A 17,933-nucleotide genomic window follows, 5' to 3' on the forward strand; every position below is an offset into this window, starting at 1 on the left:
AACGCGCGGATTAGAGTATGATCAGCCGTCGCACATTGCCCCGGCATCCTGCCCGCCGCATTCATAATCGAGCAACCCGCCAGATCAATTCGGGCGGCCGTCGTGTGTTGCGAGCAAGGCTTGACTGCGGTCATTAGAGAAGTTCTATCTGATCATCGTCGCCGGTTTCGTTCTGGGCCCTTTCATTCCCCTGATCATCCAGAGCCTTGCCTTCCGGTGGGCCTGGCCCGACATGCTGCCCGGCACCTGGTGGCTGGAGCAGCGCGGCAAATCCATGATGCCGCTGGCCTGGGATTATGTCCTGTCGCCCTACAGCCGCATCTGGGAAGCAACGTTGAACACCGTGGGCATCGGACTGGCCGTGACCGTGATCTGCCTTGCGATCAGCCTGCCGGCGGCACGGGTGCTGGCCCGCGAACGGTTCCGCGGCAAAAGCGCGTTCGAGTTCTTCCTGTCGATGCCGCTGATCGTGCCCGAGGCCGCCATCGGCATCGCGCTGCTGATGATGTTCATCCGGCTGGACCTGGCGGGCAGCTATTTCGGCATCATCATCGCGCACCTGATTCCCACGATCCCCTACATGGTCCGCATGCTGACCGCCGTCTATCAGGGGCTGGGACGCGATTTCGAGGAACAGGCGATCATCCTCGGGGCCAGCCGCTGGCAGGTGCTGCGTCTTGTGACGCTGCCGATGCTGCTGCCCGGCGTGGTGGCCGGGGCGCTGTTCACCTTTCTCGTCTCGACCAACATCTTCCTGCTGACCTTCTTTCTGGGTCAGGGCAAGATCATCACCCTGCCGACGCTGCTGTTCTCGAAGATCGCGGGCGGCACGCTGGATGCATCGGCGGCAGGGATCACCCTCATCGTCACCTTGCCGGGGATCATCCTTCTGATCATCTCGGAGCGCTTCATCAAGGAAGAGGCGTTCGGCAAGGGGTTCGGCAATTAAGGAGCCCGTCACATGACCATCCCCGAACAGGTGCTTGCCCGTTTCCCGCGGCTGGACCCCGATTTCGTCAAGGCGCGCCTGCAACGGCCAGAGAATCCGGCGCGGGTGATCATCGACACCGACACCGCCAACGAGATCGACGATCAATATGCGCTGGCCTGGGCGCTGTTGTCGCCCGACCGGCTGAAGCTGGAGGGCGTGACCGCCGAACCCTATTCCTTCGCGCATCATCGCGAGGGCATGCTGCGCAGCGTCCGGATCCTGAAGCGCGGCGGGCCGGGCAATGCCGAGGAAGAAAAGTTCATGGGCGGCTTCGCCGGCTGGGCGCAACGCATCGTCGAGACAGGCACCGACCCTGAATCCATCAAGTTCGTGCTGCCCGACGAGGGCGCCGAACAATCCTATCACGAGATCATCCGGGTGTTCGGCCATTGCGGCGTCGATCCCGACGGCATGGTCCATCGCGGATCGCCGGCCTATCTGGACGATTTCGACAGCCCGCTGGACACCGAGGCGGCACGATTCATCATCGACCGCGCACGTGCCGCACCCGACGAGCCGCTGTATATCCTTGCGATGGGCGCGCTGACCAACATTGCCTCGGCCCTGTTGATGGCGCCCGACATCATCAACACCATCGTCGTGGTCTGGACGGCGTCCTTCCCGTCCTACGCGCCGTTCTGCAACGCACCGTCGCTGAACCTCGTGCAGGACAGGCTGTCCTCGCGGCTGCTGTTCGATTGTGGCGTGCCGCATGTCTATCTGCCGGGATACCATGTCGGCGCGCAACTTCGGATATCGCTGCCCGAGATGGAACGGTTCGTGAAGGGCAAAGGGTCGATCGGCGACTATCTGCACCATCTTTACACCCACAACCCGCTGCACGAGAAATACGTCATCACCGAACCCGAGACGAAGACCTGGGTTCTGTGGGACATCATCAATGTCGCATGGCTGTTCGACGCAACCTACGTCTCGACGCACATGACCCGTTCGCCAGTCCTGGATCCCGAACTGTACTGGCAGCATCCCGCGGGTCGCCACCCGATGCTGGAAGCCTATGACGTCAACCGCGATGCGATCTTCGAAGACTTCTACAGGGCGCTTGAGCGCGCGCCCTGACGGATCGGGATCCTTCACGGTTCGGCGCCGCGTCCCTGGTTGCGCGACGGGCAGCAATTTGCCAGGTTCAACGCCCGGTGCCCTAGGTCCCGCTCCATTCCGGTTTGCGCTTGGCCAGAAACGCGCCGACGCCCTCGCGGAAGTCGCGGCTGCCATAGATGCGCGCGATCACGTCGCGGTCATCGGGGGCGGCATCGGCCAGCCTTCCGAACAGGTCGCGGCAGGCGGCGACGGTCAGCGGCGCGGCCTCGGTCAGCCGGCGGATCTGGCGGTCGGCCTCGGCCTCGATCCGGTCGGGCGGCACGCAGGCGCCGGAGAATCCCAGACGGTGGACCGTCTCGCCGTCCAGAAACTCCGACAGCAGCAGCATCCGACGCACCGGACCATCGCCGAAGGCACGGACAAGCCGGGCGATATTGGCGGCCGACAGCGTGTTGCCGACCGTGCGGGCGATCGGCACGCCGAATTTCGCCTCGGGCGTGACGATCCGCAGATCGCAGGCGGCTGCGATGGCCAGCCCGCCGCCGACGGCCGCGCCCTCGATCACCGCCAAGGTCGGCGCGGGCAGATGCGTCAGCCGGGCCAGCGTGGCATCGATCCGGTCTTCGTAGGCGACGCCGTCCGCGCCGCTGTCGAAGGCGGTGAATTCGGAAATGTCGGTGCCGGCGACAAAGGCCCCGCCCGCGCCGCGAAAGACGATGGCGCGCAGATCGTCGCGGGCCTCCAGCTGGTCGCAGACCTCGCCCAGCCGCGCATACATTGCGAAGGTCATCGCGTTGCGGGCGGCGGGCCGGTCAAAGGTGACATGCGCGACCGGGCCCTCGATGCGCAGATGGACATCGCCTTTTCCGGCGGCATCAGCCATTGGCGACCTCGATACCCAGTTCGCGCAGCAATTCGGCGCGGTGTTCGTCCAGCAGTGGCGGATGGCGGCGCACCCGCTGGGGCGTGCCACGCAGCTTGACCGGAAAGCCGATATTCCTCACCTCGCCTTCGATCGGGTGGTTGATCGGCATGACCATGTCGCGCGCGTCGGCATGTTCGTTGCCCAGAGCCTCGGCGTAATCGAGGATCGGGCCGGCGGGAATCCCTGCATCCAGCAGCGCCTGCACCCATTCCTGGCGCGTGCGCGTCACCAGCGTCGTTTCCAGATCCGCGATCAGCGCATCGCGGTTCTTCATCCGCAGCGCGTTCGTCGCGTAATCGGGGTGGTCCGTCAGATCCTCACGGCCCATCGTCTCGCAGAGGCGGCGATACAGGCGGTCGTTGTTGGCGCCCAGCACGAAATGGCCATCCTTGGCGCGGACCGCCTGATAGGGCGCGGCCATGCGGTTGGCGGTGCCGATCCGTCCGGGGACGATGCCGGTGCCCCAGTAATCGCAGATGTCCCAGACGGCAAAGGACAGCCCGGCCTCGTAGAGCGAGGCGTCGATGAACTGCCCCTCGCCCGTCTTCTGCTTGCCGATATGGGCGGCGAGGATCGCGTAGACGGTGAACAGCGAACAGCCGATATCGGCCAGCGGCCCGCCCGATTTCGCGGGCGGGCCATCGGGATGGCCGGTGATCGACATGATCCCGGATGCCGCCTGCGCCATCAGGTCGAAACCCGGCCGCTGCGACCACGGCCCGGTCTGCCCGAAGCCCGAGATGCTGGCATAGATGATGCCCGGATTGATCGCCGCCACCGTGTCGTAATCGATGCCCAGCCTCTTCACGACGCCGGGTCGATAATTCTCGACGATCACGTCGGCGGTCTTGGCCAGTTCCAGAAAGATCCGCCGATCCTCGTCGGATTTCAGGTCCAGCGCGATGGACCGCTTGTTGCGGTTCATGTTCAGGAAACCCAGGCTGTCATCGCCCTTCAGCCTGAATCCCATCGCGCTGCGGGTCTGATCGCCACTGGGGGGTTCCACCTTGATCACATCGGCGCCCAGGTCGCCCAGCAACATGCAGCAGAATGGCCCGGCCATGACCTGGCTGACATCCAGAACCCGGATTCCCTCCAGCGGCAGCGGTTTGTCGGACATGGCTTAACCTCCGTAGATCAGGCGGACCGGCAGCAGCGAGATCGCGGGCAGGTAGGTGCTGATCAGCAGCAGCGCCAGCAGCGCGCCGATGAAGGGCAGGTTCACCTTGGTCGTCTCCCAGATGTCGGACTTGGCGATGGAACAGGCAGCAATCAGGACCGAGGCCACAGGCGGCGTCTGCTGACCGATGGCCAGGTTCAGCGTCACCACCAGCCCGAAGTGAACCGGGTCGATCCCGGCCGCCAGCACCATCGGCATCACGATCGGCACGACCAGGATGATCGCCGCCGCCGAATGCAGGAACATGCCCAGGATCAGGAAGGCCACGTTCAGCATCATCAGGATCAGGTATTTGTTCTCGGTGACCCCGCCGATGGCGCGGGCCAGTTGCTGGGGCAGCTGCGCCTCGGTCAGGAAGCCGCCGATCAGATAGGATGATGCGACCAGCAGCATCACCACCGCCGTCTGCACCCCGCTGTCGACCAGCGACTTGTAAAGCGCGCGGACATCGAATTCGCGATAGATCACGCCCGAGATGAACAAGGCCGCCACGACAGCCAGCGCCGCGCCCTCGGTGGCGGTGACGATGCCGCCGAAGATGCCGCCCAGGATGATGACCGGCAGCAGCAGCGCCCAGCCAGCCTCCTTGAAGCGCAGCCAGACATTGGACAGCTGGAACCGTTCCTCGACCGGGAAATTGTGGCGCCGTGCCTGCACATAGGCGGCAACGGCCAGGCAGATCGCGCCGACGATGCCGGGGCCGAAGCCCGCGATGAACATCTTGACGACCGATTGCTGCGCCATCACCGCATAGAGGATCATCGGAATGGACGGCGGCAGGATGATCGCAAGGCTGGAGGCCGACGAACAGATCGCCGCCGAGAATTCCTTGGAATATCCCTTCTTGCGCATCGCGGGGATCAGGATCGAGCCAAGCGCCGCAACACCCGCCACGGCCGAGCCGGAAATCTCGGCAAAGAACATGGACGCCCCGATGACGACAAAGGACAGCCCGCCCCGCACGAAGCCGACCAGCGCCGAGGCCAGCGCGATCAGGCGGCGCGAGATCGAAGAGGCATTCATGATCGACCCTGCCAGCACGAACAGCGGAATGGCCAGCAGCGGAAAGCTGGAGGCGCCCTCGAACATGGTCAGGGCAAGGTTGGGCAGCATGTCCGCGCCCTGCACGATGACGATGGCCAGGATGGCGACGATGCCAAGCGCCACCGCGATGGGCACGTTCAGCAGCGCCAGACCGAACATTCCCACAAGCATGTATCCGATGGTCATCAGCGTTCTCCGCGATGGGCGTGGGCACGGGACGGCACGCTGGCATCGTCCTGTTCCAGCGGCGTGTTCGAGATGTCGCCAAGCGCCTCCCTGATCTCGTGATCGACAAAGCCCCCGCCCCGCGCGTCGCGCATCAGTTCGGGCAGGCGCACCGCCTCGGCGATCATGAACAGCACCGCGCCCAGCGGGATGATGGATTGCGTCAGCTGGACCGAGACATTCGGCAGCGAGACCAGCGTCATGCCCTCGAGGATCATCAGAACCTGCCAGCCGGCATAGGCCAGAAGCCCGAAGAAGCCGAAGACGCAGATTTCCGAAAAGATCGTCGCGGCGACCCGCCAGCGGACCGGCATCGCGTTGACCAGTCCGGGAAAGCCGATATGGGCGCCCTTCAGCGCCGCCAGCGCGCTGCCGAAATAGGTCATCCAGACCAGTCCGATCGAGGCGACCTCGTCATACCAGCTGAGCGCCGATCCGAAATAGCGAAAGGCCGTTCCCGCCACGATCAGGGCCGTCAGGGCCGCCACGATCAGCGCGGTGATGACCTCGAGCAGGGTCTCGAAACCCCGCCGAAGCGTGAACGAAGTCATGAAAATCTCCCCGGAATGTCGGATCGGGCGGGCCGGATGTTCCGTCCGGCCCGCCCTGGCGGCCTTTATTGGGCGGCCAGATCCTGCGCCTTCTTGATCAGTTCGGCGGCGCCATCGACCGATTGGGAGAATTCGTCGTAGATCGGCTTGCTGGCGTCGATGAAGGCGGTGGTATCGACCTCGTTCACCTCCATCCCCTCGTCGATCAGCTTCTGCAGCAATTCGGTGTCGAGGCCGGATGCGATCTCGTAGACGACATCCTGCATTTCAACGGCGGTGTCCTGCAGCACCTGCTGCACCTCGGGATCGAACTTGCCCCACGACCGTCCGGCCACGACATAGGCCGGCGTATAGACGTGGTTGCTTTTCGACAGGTATTTCTGCACCTCGTAGAAGCGCGACGGATAGATCTGGGCATAGGGGTTTTCCTGCCCGTCCATCACTCCGGTCTGCAGCGCCACGAACACCTCGGAGAAGGCCATCGGGCTGGGGCTGGCGCCATAGGCCTGGAACATCTTCACCCGCCATTCGCCGCCGGGAACCCGCAGCTTGATCCCGGCCAGGTCGGCGGGCGTGTTGATGGGCCTGACATTGTTGGTGATCTGCCGGAAGCCGTTTTCCCAGACGCCGATGATCTTGTAGCCCGCATCCTCGGCCGGCGGCGCCATCGACGGCAGCAGGATCTCGTCGCGGATCTTCTTCATGTGGTCGCGGTTCTGGACCAGATAGGGCATCTCGAACAGACCGAAGATCGGCACCATCGAGGACATGATGGTCGAGGGCAGCGCCAGATCCACGGTGCCCAGCTTGATCTTCTGCAGCATTGCCTTGTCGTTGCCCAGCTGACTGGATCCATAGACCACGACCTTGGCCTTGTCGCCCAGCTTCTCGTTCGCGCGCTTGGCGAATTCGGTGGCGCTGAGATCCATCAGCGAACCCGGCTCGCCGACATGGCCGAACTTGATCTCGGTCTGCGCGGCAGCCTGCGTGGCCATGCCCAAGGCGGCCATGACTGCGGCAGCCAGCAATCCCTTGATATTCATCTTGTCTCCTCCCTGTTTGCGTTGTTTTCGCCTGTTGGCCCGCCCCTCGTCCTCCTCTGACGGGGGCGGGAAGCACCGCTGACCGGATGATGGCAAGCAGTCCTGAACCAGATCCTTGGGTCGCGCGGCCGCTGTTGCGGCGGCTTCGTGCCTCGCCCCCGTCAAGGCTGGACAGCGCACCGCATTCGCCGTGGGGTAACCGCCATTTCGGCCGCGCGAACCACCCGATGTCCCTCCTCCGACAATCTGGCGTAATTTTGTATTATGTATAATGAATGATTCCGCAGCCGGTCAACCCGCTTCGCACCGGTCCGCAATCCGGCCGGGTTGCGGCATGGGTATTGACGCTGCCGGCGATGGAATCTGAAAGGCGAAAGCGCGCCCTGACGATGGGCGCGCGCAGTGCATGAACCGGTCCAGCCTCGTCGTCCGCAAGCTTGGGAACCAGGCGCGCAGACTGCGCCGACCCGGACCGGCGCCAGACAGCGAGGGACGTGCGATCCGTCAGTTCCCGCGCTTGGTCACCACCAGGAAAATCGTCGAGGCCGAACAGCTGATCAGAAGAAATCCGTTCAAAGCCTCGATGCCGGCGAGGAACCGCAAATGCCCGGTGGGATAGATATCGCCCAGCCCAAGAGACGAATAATTGACGAGCGAGAAGTAGAAGACATCCATGAACGAATCGACGATATCCTGTTCAAAACCCCCGATGCCCAATGCCTCACCCATGCTGAAGCCGACCGCATAGAGGCCGGCTTCAACGACATGGGCGATCCCCAGCGTATAGAGTGCCACCAGAACCCGCCCCGATCCCGACAATCCGGGGCTGTCGCCGAATCTCATCACCAGATTCATCGCGCGAAGATGAACCAGCCCGCTCAGCCCGAACAGGGCGACCGCCAGAAAAAGGGACCAGACCAAATTCTCGGATTCCCTCAGCCGGTCCTGTCCAGCACCTCGCCGTCCGGGCCTTTCGTGGCAAGGTCGGCGAGGATGGGACAATCCGGTCGGTGGTCTCCGGCGCAGGCCTCGAAAAGATGCGCAAGGGTCGCGCGCATTTCCACAAGTTCCGCGATCTTTCTGTCGATCCGCTTCAGGTGCTGGCCGGCGATATCCTTCACCTCGGCGCTTGCGCGTCTTTCGTCCTCGTAGAGCGCAAGCAGATTGCGGCAATCCTCGATGGAAAAGCCCAGGGCGCGCGCACGGCCGAGAAAGGCAAGCTTGTGCGCGTCGCTTTCCCTGAAGATCCGATAGCCGTTCTGGCTGCGAAGCGGCTTCACGAAACCGATATCCTCGTAGTAGCGGATCGTCTTGGCCGGCAGGCCGGACAGGGTGGCAACATCTCCGATATTCATGTCGTGGCCCTTTCTATTCTGCGGCGACCGGGGAAACGGTGGGCGACCCCGACCTTTCCGGACCCTTGCCGGTCTCTTCCATGACCGGACGGACCCGGCGCAGCCGCAAGGCGTTGGTCAGGACAAAGACCGAACTCAGCGCCATGGCGCCGGCGGCCAGCATCGGCGACAGCAGCAATCCCGATACCGGATAGATCACGCCCGCCGCGACCGGGATCAGGGCGACATTGTAGCCGAAAGCCCAGAACAGGTTCTGGCGGATGTTGCGCATGGTTCGTGTCGATACGTCGAATGCGTTCACGACTCCGCGAAGATCGCCCGACATCAGCACGACGTCGGCCGATTCGATGGCGACATCGGTCCCGGTGCCGATCGCGATGCCGACATCGGAATGGGCCAGCGCGGGTGCGTCGTTGATACCGTCACCGACAAAGGCGATCCGCTGTCCGTCGGCGCGCAGGTCGTCAAGCGCGGCGACCTTGCCATCGGGCAGGACACCGGCGATCACATGGTCGATGCCGGTCTCGCGCGCGATGGCCTCGGCCGTCTCGCGCTTGTCGCCGGTGATCATCGCGACCTTCAGGCCCAGATCGTGCAGCGCCGCAATCGCCTCGGCGCTGGAGCGTTTCACCGGATCGGCGACGCCGAAGACCGCAGCCACACGTCCGTCCACGGCGGCGAACAGGGCAGTGCGACCGCGCGAGGCGAGTCGCGTTTCGGCCTCCGCGAGCGCGTCGATCGAAAGCCCTTCGCGGATCATCAGCCGGTCGGCGCCGACAAGCACGTCGCGACCCGATACCGTCGCGCGCACGCCGAAACCGGTGATCGATTCGAAATTCCCGGTTTCCTGTCGGGCAGCGCCCTCGGACTGGGCGGCGCGGACGATCGCTTCGGCGATGGGATGTTCGGACCGTTCCTCGACAGCGGCGACCAGCCCCAGCACCTCGGCGCGGTCGAACCCTTCGGCCAGTTCCAGATCGGTCAGTTCGGGTCGGCCCTCGGTGACGGTGCCGGTCTTGTCCAGCGCCACGACATCGACCGAGGTCAATTGCTGCAAGGCATCGCCCTTGCGAAACAGCACCCCCATTTCCGCGGCGCGGCCGGTCCCGACCATGATCGAGGTGGGCGTCGCAAGCCCCATAGCGCAAGGGCAGGCGATGATCAGCACCGATACGCCCGCCACCACGGCATAGGACAGGGCAGGCGATGGCCCGACCAGAAGCCAGACCAGCACGGTCACCGCCGCAAGGGCCATCACCGCGGGCACGAACCACAGCGTGATCCTGTCGACCAGGCCCTGAATCGGCAGCTTGGCGCCCTGCGCGTCTTCCACCATGCGGATGATCTGCGCCAGCGTCGTGTCCGCACCGACGCGCGTGGCACGAAACTGGAAGCTGCCGGCCCCGTTGACGGTGCCGCCGGTGACCGGATCGCCCGCGGACTTGGCCACCGGAATCGGCTCGCCCGTGATCATGCTTTCATCGACATGGGCGCTGCCCTCGGTCACCTCGCCGTCCACGGCGATGCGTTCGCCCGGCCGCACGACAAGAACGTCGCCGGCGCGAATGCGCTCGATCGCGATTTCCTGCGGCTCGCCATCCACCAGGACGCGGGCGGTCCGGGCCTGAAGGCCCAGCAGCTTCTGGATCGCCGCCCCCGCACGGCCCTTGGCGCGGGCTTCCAGGAACCGACCCAGAAGGATCAGCGCCAGGATGACCGCCGCTGCCTCGAAATAGACGGCGCGGGACGCCTCGGGCAGCAGTGCGGGCGCGAATAGCGCCGTGACGGAATAAAGGTAGGCAGCCCCGGTGCCCACCGCGACCAGACTGTTCATGTCCGGCGCGCCTTTCACCAGCGCGGGAATACCCTTGGTATAGAAATCCCGACCGGGGCCGAACATCGCGATGGTCACCATCACGAACTGGATCGCCCAGCTTGTCTGCTGGCCGATTGTCCGCGCGACCAGATCATGCATTCCCGGAATCAGGATCGTGCCCATTTCCAGCATGAAGACGGGCAAGGCCAGCGCCGCCGCGAAGGCGGTCTTGCGGGCCAGCGCGCGGACTTCCGCCTGCTTGCGCTCGCCCCGCTCTTCCACCGGGGTCTCATCGGCGGCCTTCGCGGGATAGCCGGCCGCATCTGCGGCCCGGATCAGCGCGTCCAGTTCAACCGCCCCTTCCACGAAGGTCACGGTCGCGGTTTCGGACGCAAGATTGACATTGACCTCGGTCACGCCGGGAACGGCCGCCAGCGCCTTGTCGACGCGGCCGACGCAGGACGCACAGGACATGGACGAAATGGCAAGACGCACCTTCCGGGTGCGGGCGGGATAGCCGGCGCTGTCCAGCGCCTGGACCACCTGCGGAAGGCGATCGGCGGAATCGATCCGGAACTGCGCCGTCTCCGCCGCAAGGTTCACATTGACCTCATCGACGCCGGGCAGCCCCGAAATCGCGCGATCGACCCGACCGACACAGGACGCGCAGGACATGTTCTGGACCGGGATCCGCAGATTTTGTGAAGCTGGCATGGTTGTCTCCTACACTGCTGGATCGTCACATAAGGCTTCCACCTACTGGAAGGTCAAGTGTTTCGAGGCGAATTTGTTTCCCCCTTGACCTTCCCGTGCTGGAAGCACCCACCTGTCGGCGCAGACAAAGGAGATGAACATGAGCAACTTCAGCGTTCCCGGCATGAGTTGCGGTCACTGCACGGCGGCGATCGAAAAGTCCGTCAAGGCGCTTGACCCGACGGCGAAGGTCAATTGCGATCTTGGCAGCCACACCGTTTCGGTCGAAAGCTTTCTCAGCGACCGCGCCGTATCCGAAGCGATCCGCGATGCGGGCTACGAGGTGGCGGATCCGGCCGCAACCTGAGTCCTGTTCGGCGCCGGGCAGCCCGGCGCCGAAGCGGCCCGTCGATCCTATTGCGCCGCGCTGCGCACCTGCTCGACCAGGGCGCCGAGCTGTTCCTGTTCGACAAAGCCCGGAACCAGGTTGTCGCCGATCACGAAGGACGGCGTGCCGTTGAAGCCAAGCGCCTGCGTCAGCCGCCGGGAGGTCGCGATATGTTCGTCGACTTCCGGCGCGGCCATGTCGGCGCGCAATTTCTCGACATCCAGCCCGATCTCTTCCGCGATCCGCATCACCGAGGCTTCTTCCGCCCGCCCCTGCATCCCCATCAGAGCCAGATGGAATTCCTCGTATTTGCCCTGTTCGCGCGAGGCCAGGGCGGCACGCGCGGCAAACACCGATCCCTCCCCGAGGATCGGCCATTCGCGATAGACAAGCCTGACATTTTCATCGTCTTCTACAAGACCCTCGACCTCGGCCATGGCCCGTCTGCAATAGGGGCAATTGTAGTCGAAGAACTCGACGACGGTCACATCCCCGTCCGGATTTCCGAGAACCGGCGCATTCGGGTCGCGTTCAAGCAGATCGCGCTGGTTCGTCAGGACATCCGACTGCGCCTGCGACTGCGCGGCGGCCTGATCGGCTTCCAGGGATTGGATCGCCTCGATGATGATCTGCGGATTTTCGCGGATGGCCTGCAACGCCAGTTCCTTGATCCGCTCGTCGCTGGGCTCCTGTGCCGCCGAGGCAAGCGGCAGGATCGCAAGGCTGGTGGCCATGACCGCATGTCGAATGAATCGCATTTCTATGTCCTTTCCGCTAACCGGGGTCAGCATTCCGTTCGGCCTGGATCGCACGCTCGCGTTCGGGCCAGGTCGATTTGATATAGGCGATGATGTTCCAGATCTCGGCATCAGACAACTGGTCGCCGAAACCGGGCATTCCGCTGGCGAAATCCATGCCCTGACGCGCAAGAGCCGCCTTGCCGCCCAGTTTCGTATAGTCGAAAAGCATCCGGTCGGCATGATGCCATGTATGCCCCGTCTCGTCATGCGGCGGCGCGGGCAGAACGCCGTCGGGACCGGCCTGGCGCCAATCGGGCTGCCCTTCGAGATTGGCGCCGTGGCAGGCGGCGCAGGATTCGGCATAGAGCTGCTGACCTTTCGCAATGTCGACGGTTTTCGGCATCGCGCCCGTGGCGGCATCCGTTCCGCTCTGGCGCCAGAACCCGAAACCGATGCCGGCGGCGATCAGGACCAGCGCGGCGACGATTGAATATGTTCGCATCCGTCTCACCCTTCCCAGGTCATCATGCCCGCCGGGACGCGACCGGACATCTGTCGGTGAAATTGCCAATCGCCGGAATTGCCCGCGACCGAAACGAAATTGCGCGCCTCTCCAGCGCCGGTCATCGGGCGATCAGGCATCGGCGTTCTGGCTATCCCGGCCACAAGGAAACGTCCACGGTCGAATCCATCGACCGGCTATCTTCCGGACGCTGCCGTTTCCGTTCCCTTCCGATCAGCCGTGACCGCCTTCCAGCGCAGGAGGGTCAAGCCCAATCAGCCTGACATAAAAGTGAATTCCGGATCGGTTCGTCGCATTGACCTTCCCGCGCAGGAGGTCGCCAACGAGATCGGACCATCCACCGGACAGGCAGAAGGCCGGACATGCAGCGATGTCACGGAAAAACCCGGCCTCCGTCGGCCGAGATGGCGACACTGAGGACGCGGCCGCGCGCCCCGGCGCAGCCAACCCCGGCCACTGCGCGTCGGCTGGGCATCAGGGCCGCAGGTTGATATTGTCCGCCTTCCCGGGATCGTCCCGGGTTCGGGCGGAATCGTGACGATGGCCGCGCGGGTGCCCTGGCCTCCGCAAGCCGAATGGGATTGTGAACCGATCGCAATGAAAGCGAACCCGCCGAAATGACCTCCGAGAAACGACGAACGCTGCTGATTTTTTCCGGGCTCGCGGCATTGTATGCCGGCTTTCGGATCGTTCCGGGCTGGGGCGGGGACAAGCTTGTCTTCGAGAAGATGAACGACCCGTCCGGTTTCCGGCGGCTGGCGGGCGGCGAAAGTTCGACCGGTTTTGACCCGTTCTTCGGGTTGAAGCCGCAATCGCGAAGCAACCTGGCGGATGTCGAATCCAGGGTCCGGCAGAATATCTGCGCCTCTCTCTATGGCGAAACCCCGAGGGACGGCCAGCCTGTTCCGGTGGCGTTCTTTTCGGATTATTACTGCCCCTATTGCCGTGTGCTGACCAAGCGGCTTTCGGCCATCGAGGCGCGTCCCGACGCCGGCATCCGGGTGATCGTGCATGAATGGCCGCTTCTGGGTCAGGCCTCGACGCTGGCCGCGAAAGCGGCACTGGCGGCAAGAATCCAGGGGGCCTATGCGGCGTTCCATGAACGTCTCATGAAGACGCCGTTTCAGGTCACGCCCGAATATCTTCGCGTTCTTGCGCAGGATATCGGTATAGACCAGGCGAAAATGTTCGCGGACATGGACAGCGACAGCGTTATCCGTGACCTTGAAAACAGCGCGGCACTGGCCCGGATACTGGCCTTCATCGGCACGCCCGGGACGGTGATCGGCCGAACGGCGATCCAGGGCGAGGTCAGCGAAGGCACCATTCTGGATGTCGCCGCCCAGGAACAAGAGGAAGGCTGGACTTCGGTATGCCGACAGACGTGAAAAACAACATCCCGGGCCGGGTCGATCGGGTCATCCGCTGCCTGATCGTCGCCCTGATGGCGGCTTTCGTCTCTGCAACCGCCACTTGGGCCGCGGAATCGGACAGTTTCAGCAACCCGGCCATCGAAGCCCGCCTGTTGACGGCCGAAAACGGCGTCGCTCCGGGCGCAGGGACGATCTCGGCGGGGCTTTATCTTCGACTGGGCAAGGACTGGAAGACCTACTGGCGCTCGCCCGGAGAGGTCGGGATCCCGCCCTCGATCGACTGGTCGGGGTCCAGCAACGTGGCAGAGACCGAATTTCTGTGGCCCGCGCCCCAGCGATTCACCGCCTTCGGGATCGAGAATTTCGGCTATCATGAAGAGGTCGTCTTTCCGATCAGCATCACGCTGAAGAATCCGGATGCCCCTGTCGAATTGCGGGCCCGGGTCAGCCTGCTGACCTGTTCGACCGTCTGCGTTCCACAGGATTTCGACCTTTCGCTGGACCTGCCGCGCGGCAGCGGAATCGACCAGGCCTCCGCAAGCCTGATTTCGTCCTATGCGGCGCGGGTGCCGGACGATGGCACGGAAAGCGGAATCACGATCGACGCCGCATCCGTGGATGCGGAGATGACGAATCTGACACTGACCGCAAGAAGCGAGGATCCGTTCAGGACGCCGGATGTCTTTCCGGAAATGGGCGAATTCACCGCCTTCGGCAAACCCGATATACGGCTGGGCGACGGGGGGCGGCTGCTTTGGGCCCGGCTTCCGATCCTGGCGGCACAGGATGACCCTCCCGCGTTGCAGGTGACGATCACCGACGGCGAGCGTGCCGCCACAATTCAGGCGGGATTGACCGACGCGGCCCCGCCGCCGCCCTTCAGCGTCGCCGAACTGGTGCCCGGCCTGGATGAACTGGCCTGGATCGCCGTCGTCGCCTTTCTCGGCGGCCTGATCCTGAACGTGATGCCCTGCGTGCTGCCGGTGCTGTCGATCAAGCTGTCCTCGGCGGTCAAATCCGGCGGCCAGTCGCTGCCGCGCATCCGCCGCGGATTTGCCGTCTCGGCCCTTGGCGTGATGGCGTTCATCTGGATTCTCGCCGCAGCGACGATTGCCATCAGGGCTTTCGGTCTGACCGTGGGATGGGGTCTGCAATTCCAGAACCCGGTCTTTCTGGCGGTGATGCTGGTCGTGCTGGTGGTCTTTTCGGCGAACCTGTTCGGCTTTTTCGAGATTGCGCTGCCGTCATCGTGGCAGACGCGGCTGGCCCGTGCCGGCGGCGGAAAAGGCTATGGCGGCGATTTCGCGACAGGCGCCTTTGCGGCCATTCTCGCCACGCCCTGTTCGGCCCCCCTGCTGGGCACGGCGATCGCCTTTGCCCTGGCCGGGCGGGCTGTCGACATCGTGGTGGTCTTCACGGCCCTGGGGGCCGGCCTGGCCGTTCCTTACCTGGTCGTCGCCGCCTTTCCGCGACTTGTTCAAAGACTGCCCAGGCCCGGGCGCTGGATGATCGTGCTGAAGGTGGTCCTGGGCCTTGCGCTTGCAGCGACGGCTCTGTGGCTGTTCTGGGTTCTCGGCGGCGTGGCGGGCCGGCGGACCGCCCTCTGGGTCGGGCTGGCCAGCATCGGGGTGGCGGGGCTTTTGTCGCTGGGCCGGGTGCCGGCGGTGATCAGGATTCCGGGTTCCGCCGCGCTGGTCGTGTTGGCGATCGCGGTGGCGGGTTTCCTGTCCGATACGGACAGCAGGTCCGTTCCCGGCGTGGCGACCGACTGGGCCGCTTTCGACCGCGCCGCGATCCCCCGCCATGTCTCGACCGGGCAGGTCGTCTTCGTGGACGTGACCGCCGACTGGTGCCTGACCTGCAAGGCGAACAAGGCACTTGTCCTCGACCGAGAGCCGGTCGTCTCGCGCCTGCGCGAACCTGGCATCATCGCCATGCAGGCCGACTGGACGCGGCCCGACGAAGCCATATCCCGCTATCTGGAAAGCTTCGGGCGGTTCGGAATTCCGTTCAACGTCGCCTACGGCCCGAATGCGCCGGAAGGCATCGTCCTGCCCGAGATCCTGTCGACCGAGGCTGTCCTTCGCGCGCTGTCCGATGCCGGCGCCTCGCAGATCGCCGAACAGTGACCCGCCAGCCGATAGGCCGCTGATCCTGTCGGGCCGCGATCGCGGCCAGCCGCGGGCCGGGCCGGACAGTGACGGCCCGGCCTATTCCGTCAACAGCGATCGGGATTCCGGGACCGGCGTGACCGGACGGCCGCGTTCGAACCAGCTTGTCACGTTGTCCACGACCAATTGCCCCATCGCGTCGCGCGTATGGTCCGAGGCCGAGGCGACATGCGGCAGCAACATGGTGTTGGGCGCCTCCAGCAGTGCCGGCAGCGGGTGCGGTTCGTCGGCGAAGACGTCCAGCCCGGCCCCGGCGATCCGGCCCTGGGCCAGCGCCGCCGCCAGATCGGCCTCGTTCACCAGGGCGCCCCGGCCGATATTGATCAGAAACCCGTCGCGGCCCAAGGCGTCCAGAACATCCTCATCGACGATTCCCTGCGTCTCCTCGGTTCCCGGCGCGGCCAGGATCAGGACATCGCAGGCACGGGCCAGTTCGGTGATGTCGTCGAAATAATTCAGCGGCAGGTCCTGGCGGTTTCGTCCGCAATAGGCGACTTCCAGCCCCATCGCATCCAGCCGCTTCCAGATCGCCTTGCCGATCCGGCCCAGCCCGAAAATGCCGACCTTGCGTCCGCGCAGGCTGGCGGTCAGCGGAAAGGCCCCCTGCTCCGCCCATTTCCCGGCGCGCAGGTAATCCTGCGCCTGCGGCAGGCGCCGGATCGTGCCGATCAGCAGAGCAATGGTGATATCGGCCACCTCGTCGCTGAGAACGTCGGGTGTATGCGTCACCACCACGCCGCGCCCGGCCGCCGCCTCGGCGTCGATCTGGTCGTAGCCGACACCGAACGCGGCGATGATTTCCAGCGCCGGCAGACGGTCCATGAAAGACCCGTCGATCCGCGTGCCGCCCGCCAGAAGGCCGCGCACGCGCGGCCCGATCTGGGCCAGCAGCGCATCGGGGTCTTCCGCCTCCCACAACCGGTGGATCACGAATTTTTCGGAAAGCCGCTCGGAAACGATGGCCCGCAGGGGCGAGATTTGCACAAGTTCTGGCGTCATGTCGCGATCCTTTTCAATCCGCCACCACATCCTGGCGCTGCGATCCCAGCCCCTCGATGCCCAGTTCAATCACATCGCCCGCCTTCAGATAGCGCGGCGGCTTCATCCCCATCCCGACGCCGGGCGGAGTCCCGGTCGAAATCACGTCGCCCGGATGCAGCGACATGAACTGGCTGAGGTAATGGATCAGGAACGGAACCTTGTAGACCATGGTCGCGGTCGATCCGTTCTGGCGCGTCTCGCCATTGACCTTCAGCCACATGGCCAGCGCCTGCGGGTCGGCGACCTCGTCCGGAGTGACCAGCCAGGGGCCGATCTGTCCGAAATTGTCGCAGCTCTTGCCCTTGGTCCACTGACCCTGGCGTTCCGCCTGAAACGCGCGTTCGGACACGTCGTTGGCGATTGCGAAGCCTGCGACGTGATCCATCGCCTCGGCCTCGCCGACATATTTCGCGGTCTTGCCGATGATGACGGCCAGTTCGACCTCCCAATCGGTCTTTTCGCTGCCGCGCGGGATCACGATGGGATCGTCGGGGCCGCAGATGGCGCTGGTGGCCTTCATGAAGATCACCGGCTCGGGCGGCACGGCCATGCCGGATTCGGCGGCGTGATCGGCATAGTTCAGCCCGATGCAGATCATCTTGCCGGTGCCGGCGACCGGCGGCCCCAGGCGGGGCGCGCCCTCGACCAGCGGCAGCGAGGCCGGATCCAGCCCGGAAAGCGCAGCCAGATCGCCCAGCACCGCGCCGCGCAGATCGTCGATATGGTCCGACAGGTCGCGGATGCGGCCATCGCGGTCCAGAAGCCCGGGCCGTTCGGCCCCGGCTTCGCCATAACGCAAGAATTTCACTGTC

17 protein-coding genes are annotated in these 17,933 nt (G+C 64.6%); 5 read left to right on the forward strand and 12 right to left on the reverse strand.

All coding sequences use genetic code 11. The annotated features are described in order from the left end of the window. Nucleotides 1–232: 232 nt before the first annotated feature. Both AC13CR_RS12145 and AC13CR_RS12150 read left to right on the forward strand, forming a co-directional pair. Complete coding sequence (locus tag AC13CR_RS12145) at nucleotides 233–949, forward strand: ABC transporter permease (RefSeq protein WP_482900834.1); 717 nt, start codon at nucleotides 233–235, stop codon at nucleotides 947–949. 12 nt (nucleotides 950–961) lie between these two features. Then, entirely contained in the window at nucleotides 962–2,071 is a 1,110-nt protein-coding gene (locus tag AC13CR_RS12150) for a nucleoside hydrolase (RefSeq protein WP_292956500.1), read from the forward strand. Nucleotides 2,072–2,153: 82 nt separating this feature from the next. Here the strand turns inward: AC13CR_RS12150 and AC13CR_RS12155 are convergent, their stop codons facing one another. The 8 genes from AC13CR_RS12155 to AC13CR_RS12190 all read right to left on the reverse strand — a co-directional run bounded on the left by AC13CR_RS12155 (nucleotide 2,154) and on the right by AC13CR_RS12190 (nucleotide 10,906). Beyond that, the gene (locus AC13CR_RS12155; protein ID WP_446232963.1) at nucleotides 2,154–2,936 is read right to left on the reverse strand and encodes an enoyl-CoA hydratase; all 783 of its coding nucleotides are present in this window, start codon (nucleotides 2,934–2,936) and stop codon (nucleotides 2,154–2,156) included. Then, nucleotides 2,929–4,098 (reverse strand): CaiB/BaiF CoA transferase family protein, encoded by a 1,170-nt coding sequence (locus AC13CR_RS12160; RefSeq protein WP_292956494.1) that lies wholly within the window; start codon nucleotides 4,096–4,098, stop codon nucleotides 2,929–2,931. Before AC13CR_RS12160 ends, AC13CR_RS12155 begins: the two co-directional genes overlap by 8 nt. 3 nt (nucleotides 4,099–4,101) lie before the next feature. Then, nucleotides 4,102–5,388, reverse strand: a complete 1,287-nt coding sequence (locus AC13CR_RS12165) for a TRAP transporter large permease (protein WP_292956491.1) — start codon at nucleotides 5,386–5,388, stop codon at nucleotides 4,102–4,104. After that, the gene (locus AC13CR_RS12170) at nucleotides 5,388–5,978 is read right to left on the reverse strand and encodes a TRAP transporter small permease (protein ID WP_292956489.1); all 591 of its coding nucleotides are present in this window, start codon (nucleotides 5,976–5,978) and stop codon (nucleotides 5,388–5,390) included. Before AC13CR_RS12170 ends, AC13CR_RS12165 begins: the two co-directional genes overlap by 1 nt. Before the next feature lie 65 nt (nucleotides 5,979–6,043). Further along, complete coding sequence (locus tag AC13CR_RS12175) at nucleotides 6,044–7,021, reverse strand: TRAP transporter substrate-binding protein (protein ID WP_292956486.1); 978 nt, start codon at nucleotides 7,019–7,021, stop codon at nucleotides 6,044–6,046. A 504-nt stretch (nucleotides 7,022–7,525) separates the two neighbouring features. After that, nucleotides 7,526–7,942 (reverse strand): ion channel, encoded by a 417-nt coding sequence (locus AC13CR_RS12180; RefSeq protein WP_292956483.1) that lies wholly within the window; start codon nucleotides 7,940–7,942, stop codon nucleotides 7,526–7,528. A gap of 14 nt (nucleotides 7,943–7,956) precedes the next feature. Continuing rightward, nucleotides 7,957–8,376, reverse strand: a complete 420-nt coding sequence (gene cueR, locus AC13CR_RS12185; RefSeq protein ID WP_292956480.1) for a Cu(I)-responsive transcriptional regulator — start codon at nucleotides 8,374–8,376, stop codon at nucleotides 7,957–7,959. 13 nt (nucleotides 8,377–8,389) lie between these two features. Continuing rightward, on the reverse strand, nucleotides 8,390–10,906 hold the full coding sequence (locus AC13CR_RS12190) for a heavy metal translocating P-type ATPase (RefSeq protein ID WP_446236182.1): 2,517 nt from the start codon (nucleotides 10,904–10,906) through the stop codon (nucleotides 8,390–8,392). A 139-nt stretch (nucleotides 10,907–11,045) separates the two neighbouring features. Between AC13CR_RS12190 and AC13CR_RS12195 the strand changes: the two genes are divergently transcribed. Then, on the forward strand, nucleotides 11,046–11,252 hold the full coding sequence (locus AC13CR_RS12195) for a heavy-metal-associated domain-containing protein (RefSeq protein WP_292956474.1): 207 nt from the start codon (nucleotides 11,046–11,048) through the stop codon (nucleotides 11,250–11,252). Between the two features lie 47 nt (nucleotides 11,253–11,299). Here the strand turns inward: AC13CR_RS12195 and AC13CR_RS12200 are convergent, their stop codons facing one another. Together AC13CR_RS12200 and AC13CR_RS12205 are read right to left on the reverse strand one after the other, a co-directional pair. Beyond that, on the reverse strand, nucleotides 11,300–12,031 hold the full coding sequence (locus AC13CR_RS12200) for a DsbA family protein (protein WP_292956471.1): 732 nt from the start codon (nucleotides 12,029–12,031) through the stop codon (nucleotides 11,300–11,302). Between the two features lie 16 nt (nucleotides 12,032–12,047). Continuing rightward, the gene (locus AC13CR_RS12205; RefSeq protein ID WP_482900857.1) at nucleotides 12,048–12,416 is read right to left on the reverse strand and encodes a c-type cytochrome; all 369 of its coding nucleotides are present in this window, start codon (nucleotides 12,414–12,416) and stop codon (nucleotides 12,048–12,050) included. A 737-nt stretch (nucleotides 12,417–13,153) separates the two neighbouring features. Between AC13CR_RS12205 and AC13CR_RS12210 the strand changes: the two genes are divergently transcribed. Both AC13CR_RS12210 and AC13CR_RS12215 read left to right on the forward strand, forming a co-directional pair. After that, complete coding sequence (locus AC13CR_RS12210) at nucleotides 13,154–13,924, forward strand: DsbA family protein (protein ID WP_482900835.1); 771 nt, start codon at nucleotides 13,154–13,156, stop codon at nucleotides 13,922–13,924. Continuing rightward, nucleotides 13,921–16,038 carry a protein-disulfide reductase DsbD family protein gene (locus AC13CR_RS12215; RefSeq protein WP_293013499.1) on the forward strand — a complete coding sequence of 706 codons (2,118 nt, stop codon included), beginning with the start codon at nucleotides 13,921–13,923 and terminating at the stop codon, nucleotides 16,036–16,038. The genes AC13CR_RS12210 and AC13CR_RS12215 overlap by 4 nt, the downstream gene beginning before the upstream one ends. A gap of 81 nt (nucleotides 16,039–16,119) precedes the next feature. On the opposite strand, the gene AC13CR_RS12220 is transcribed toward AC13CR_RS12215, so the two are convergent. Further along, the gene (locus AC13CR_RS12220) at nucleotides 16,120–17,079 is read right to left on the reverse strand and encodes a 2-hydroxyacid dehydrogenase (RefSeq protein WP_292956459.1); all 960 of its coding nucleotides are present in this window, start codon (nucleotides 17,077–17,079) and stop codon (nucleotides 16,120–16,122) included. A gap of 13 nt (nucleotides 17,080–17,092) precedes the next feature. Beyond that, a complete protein-coding gene (locus AC13CR_RS12225) occupies nucleotides 17,093–17,929 on the reverse strand; it encodes a fumarylacetoacetate hydrolase family protein (protein WP_446233889.1) in 837 nt (278 codons plus the stop codon). Between the last annotated feature and the right edge of the window lie 4 nt (nucleotides 17,930–17,933).

Source organism: Paracoccus sp. L-17 (assembly GCF_056857655.1).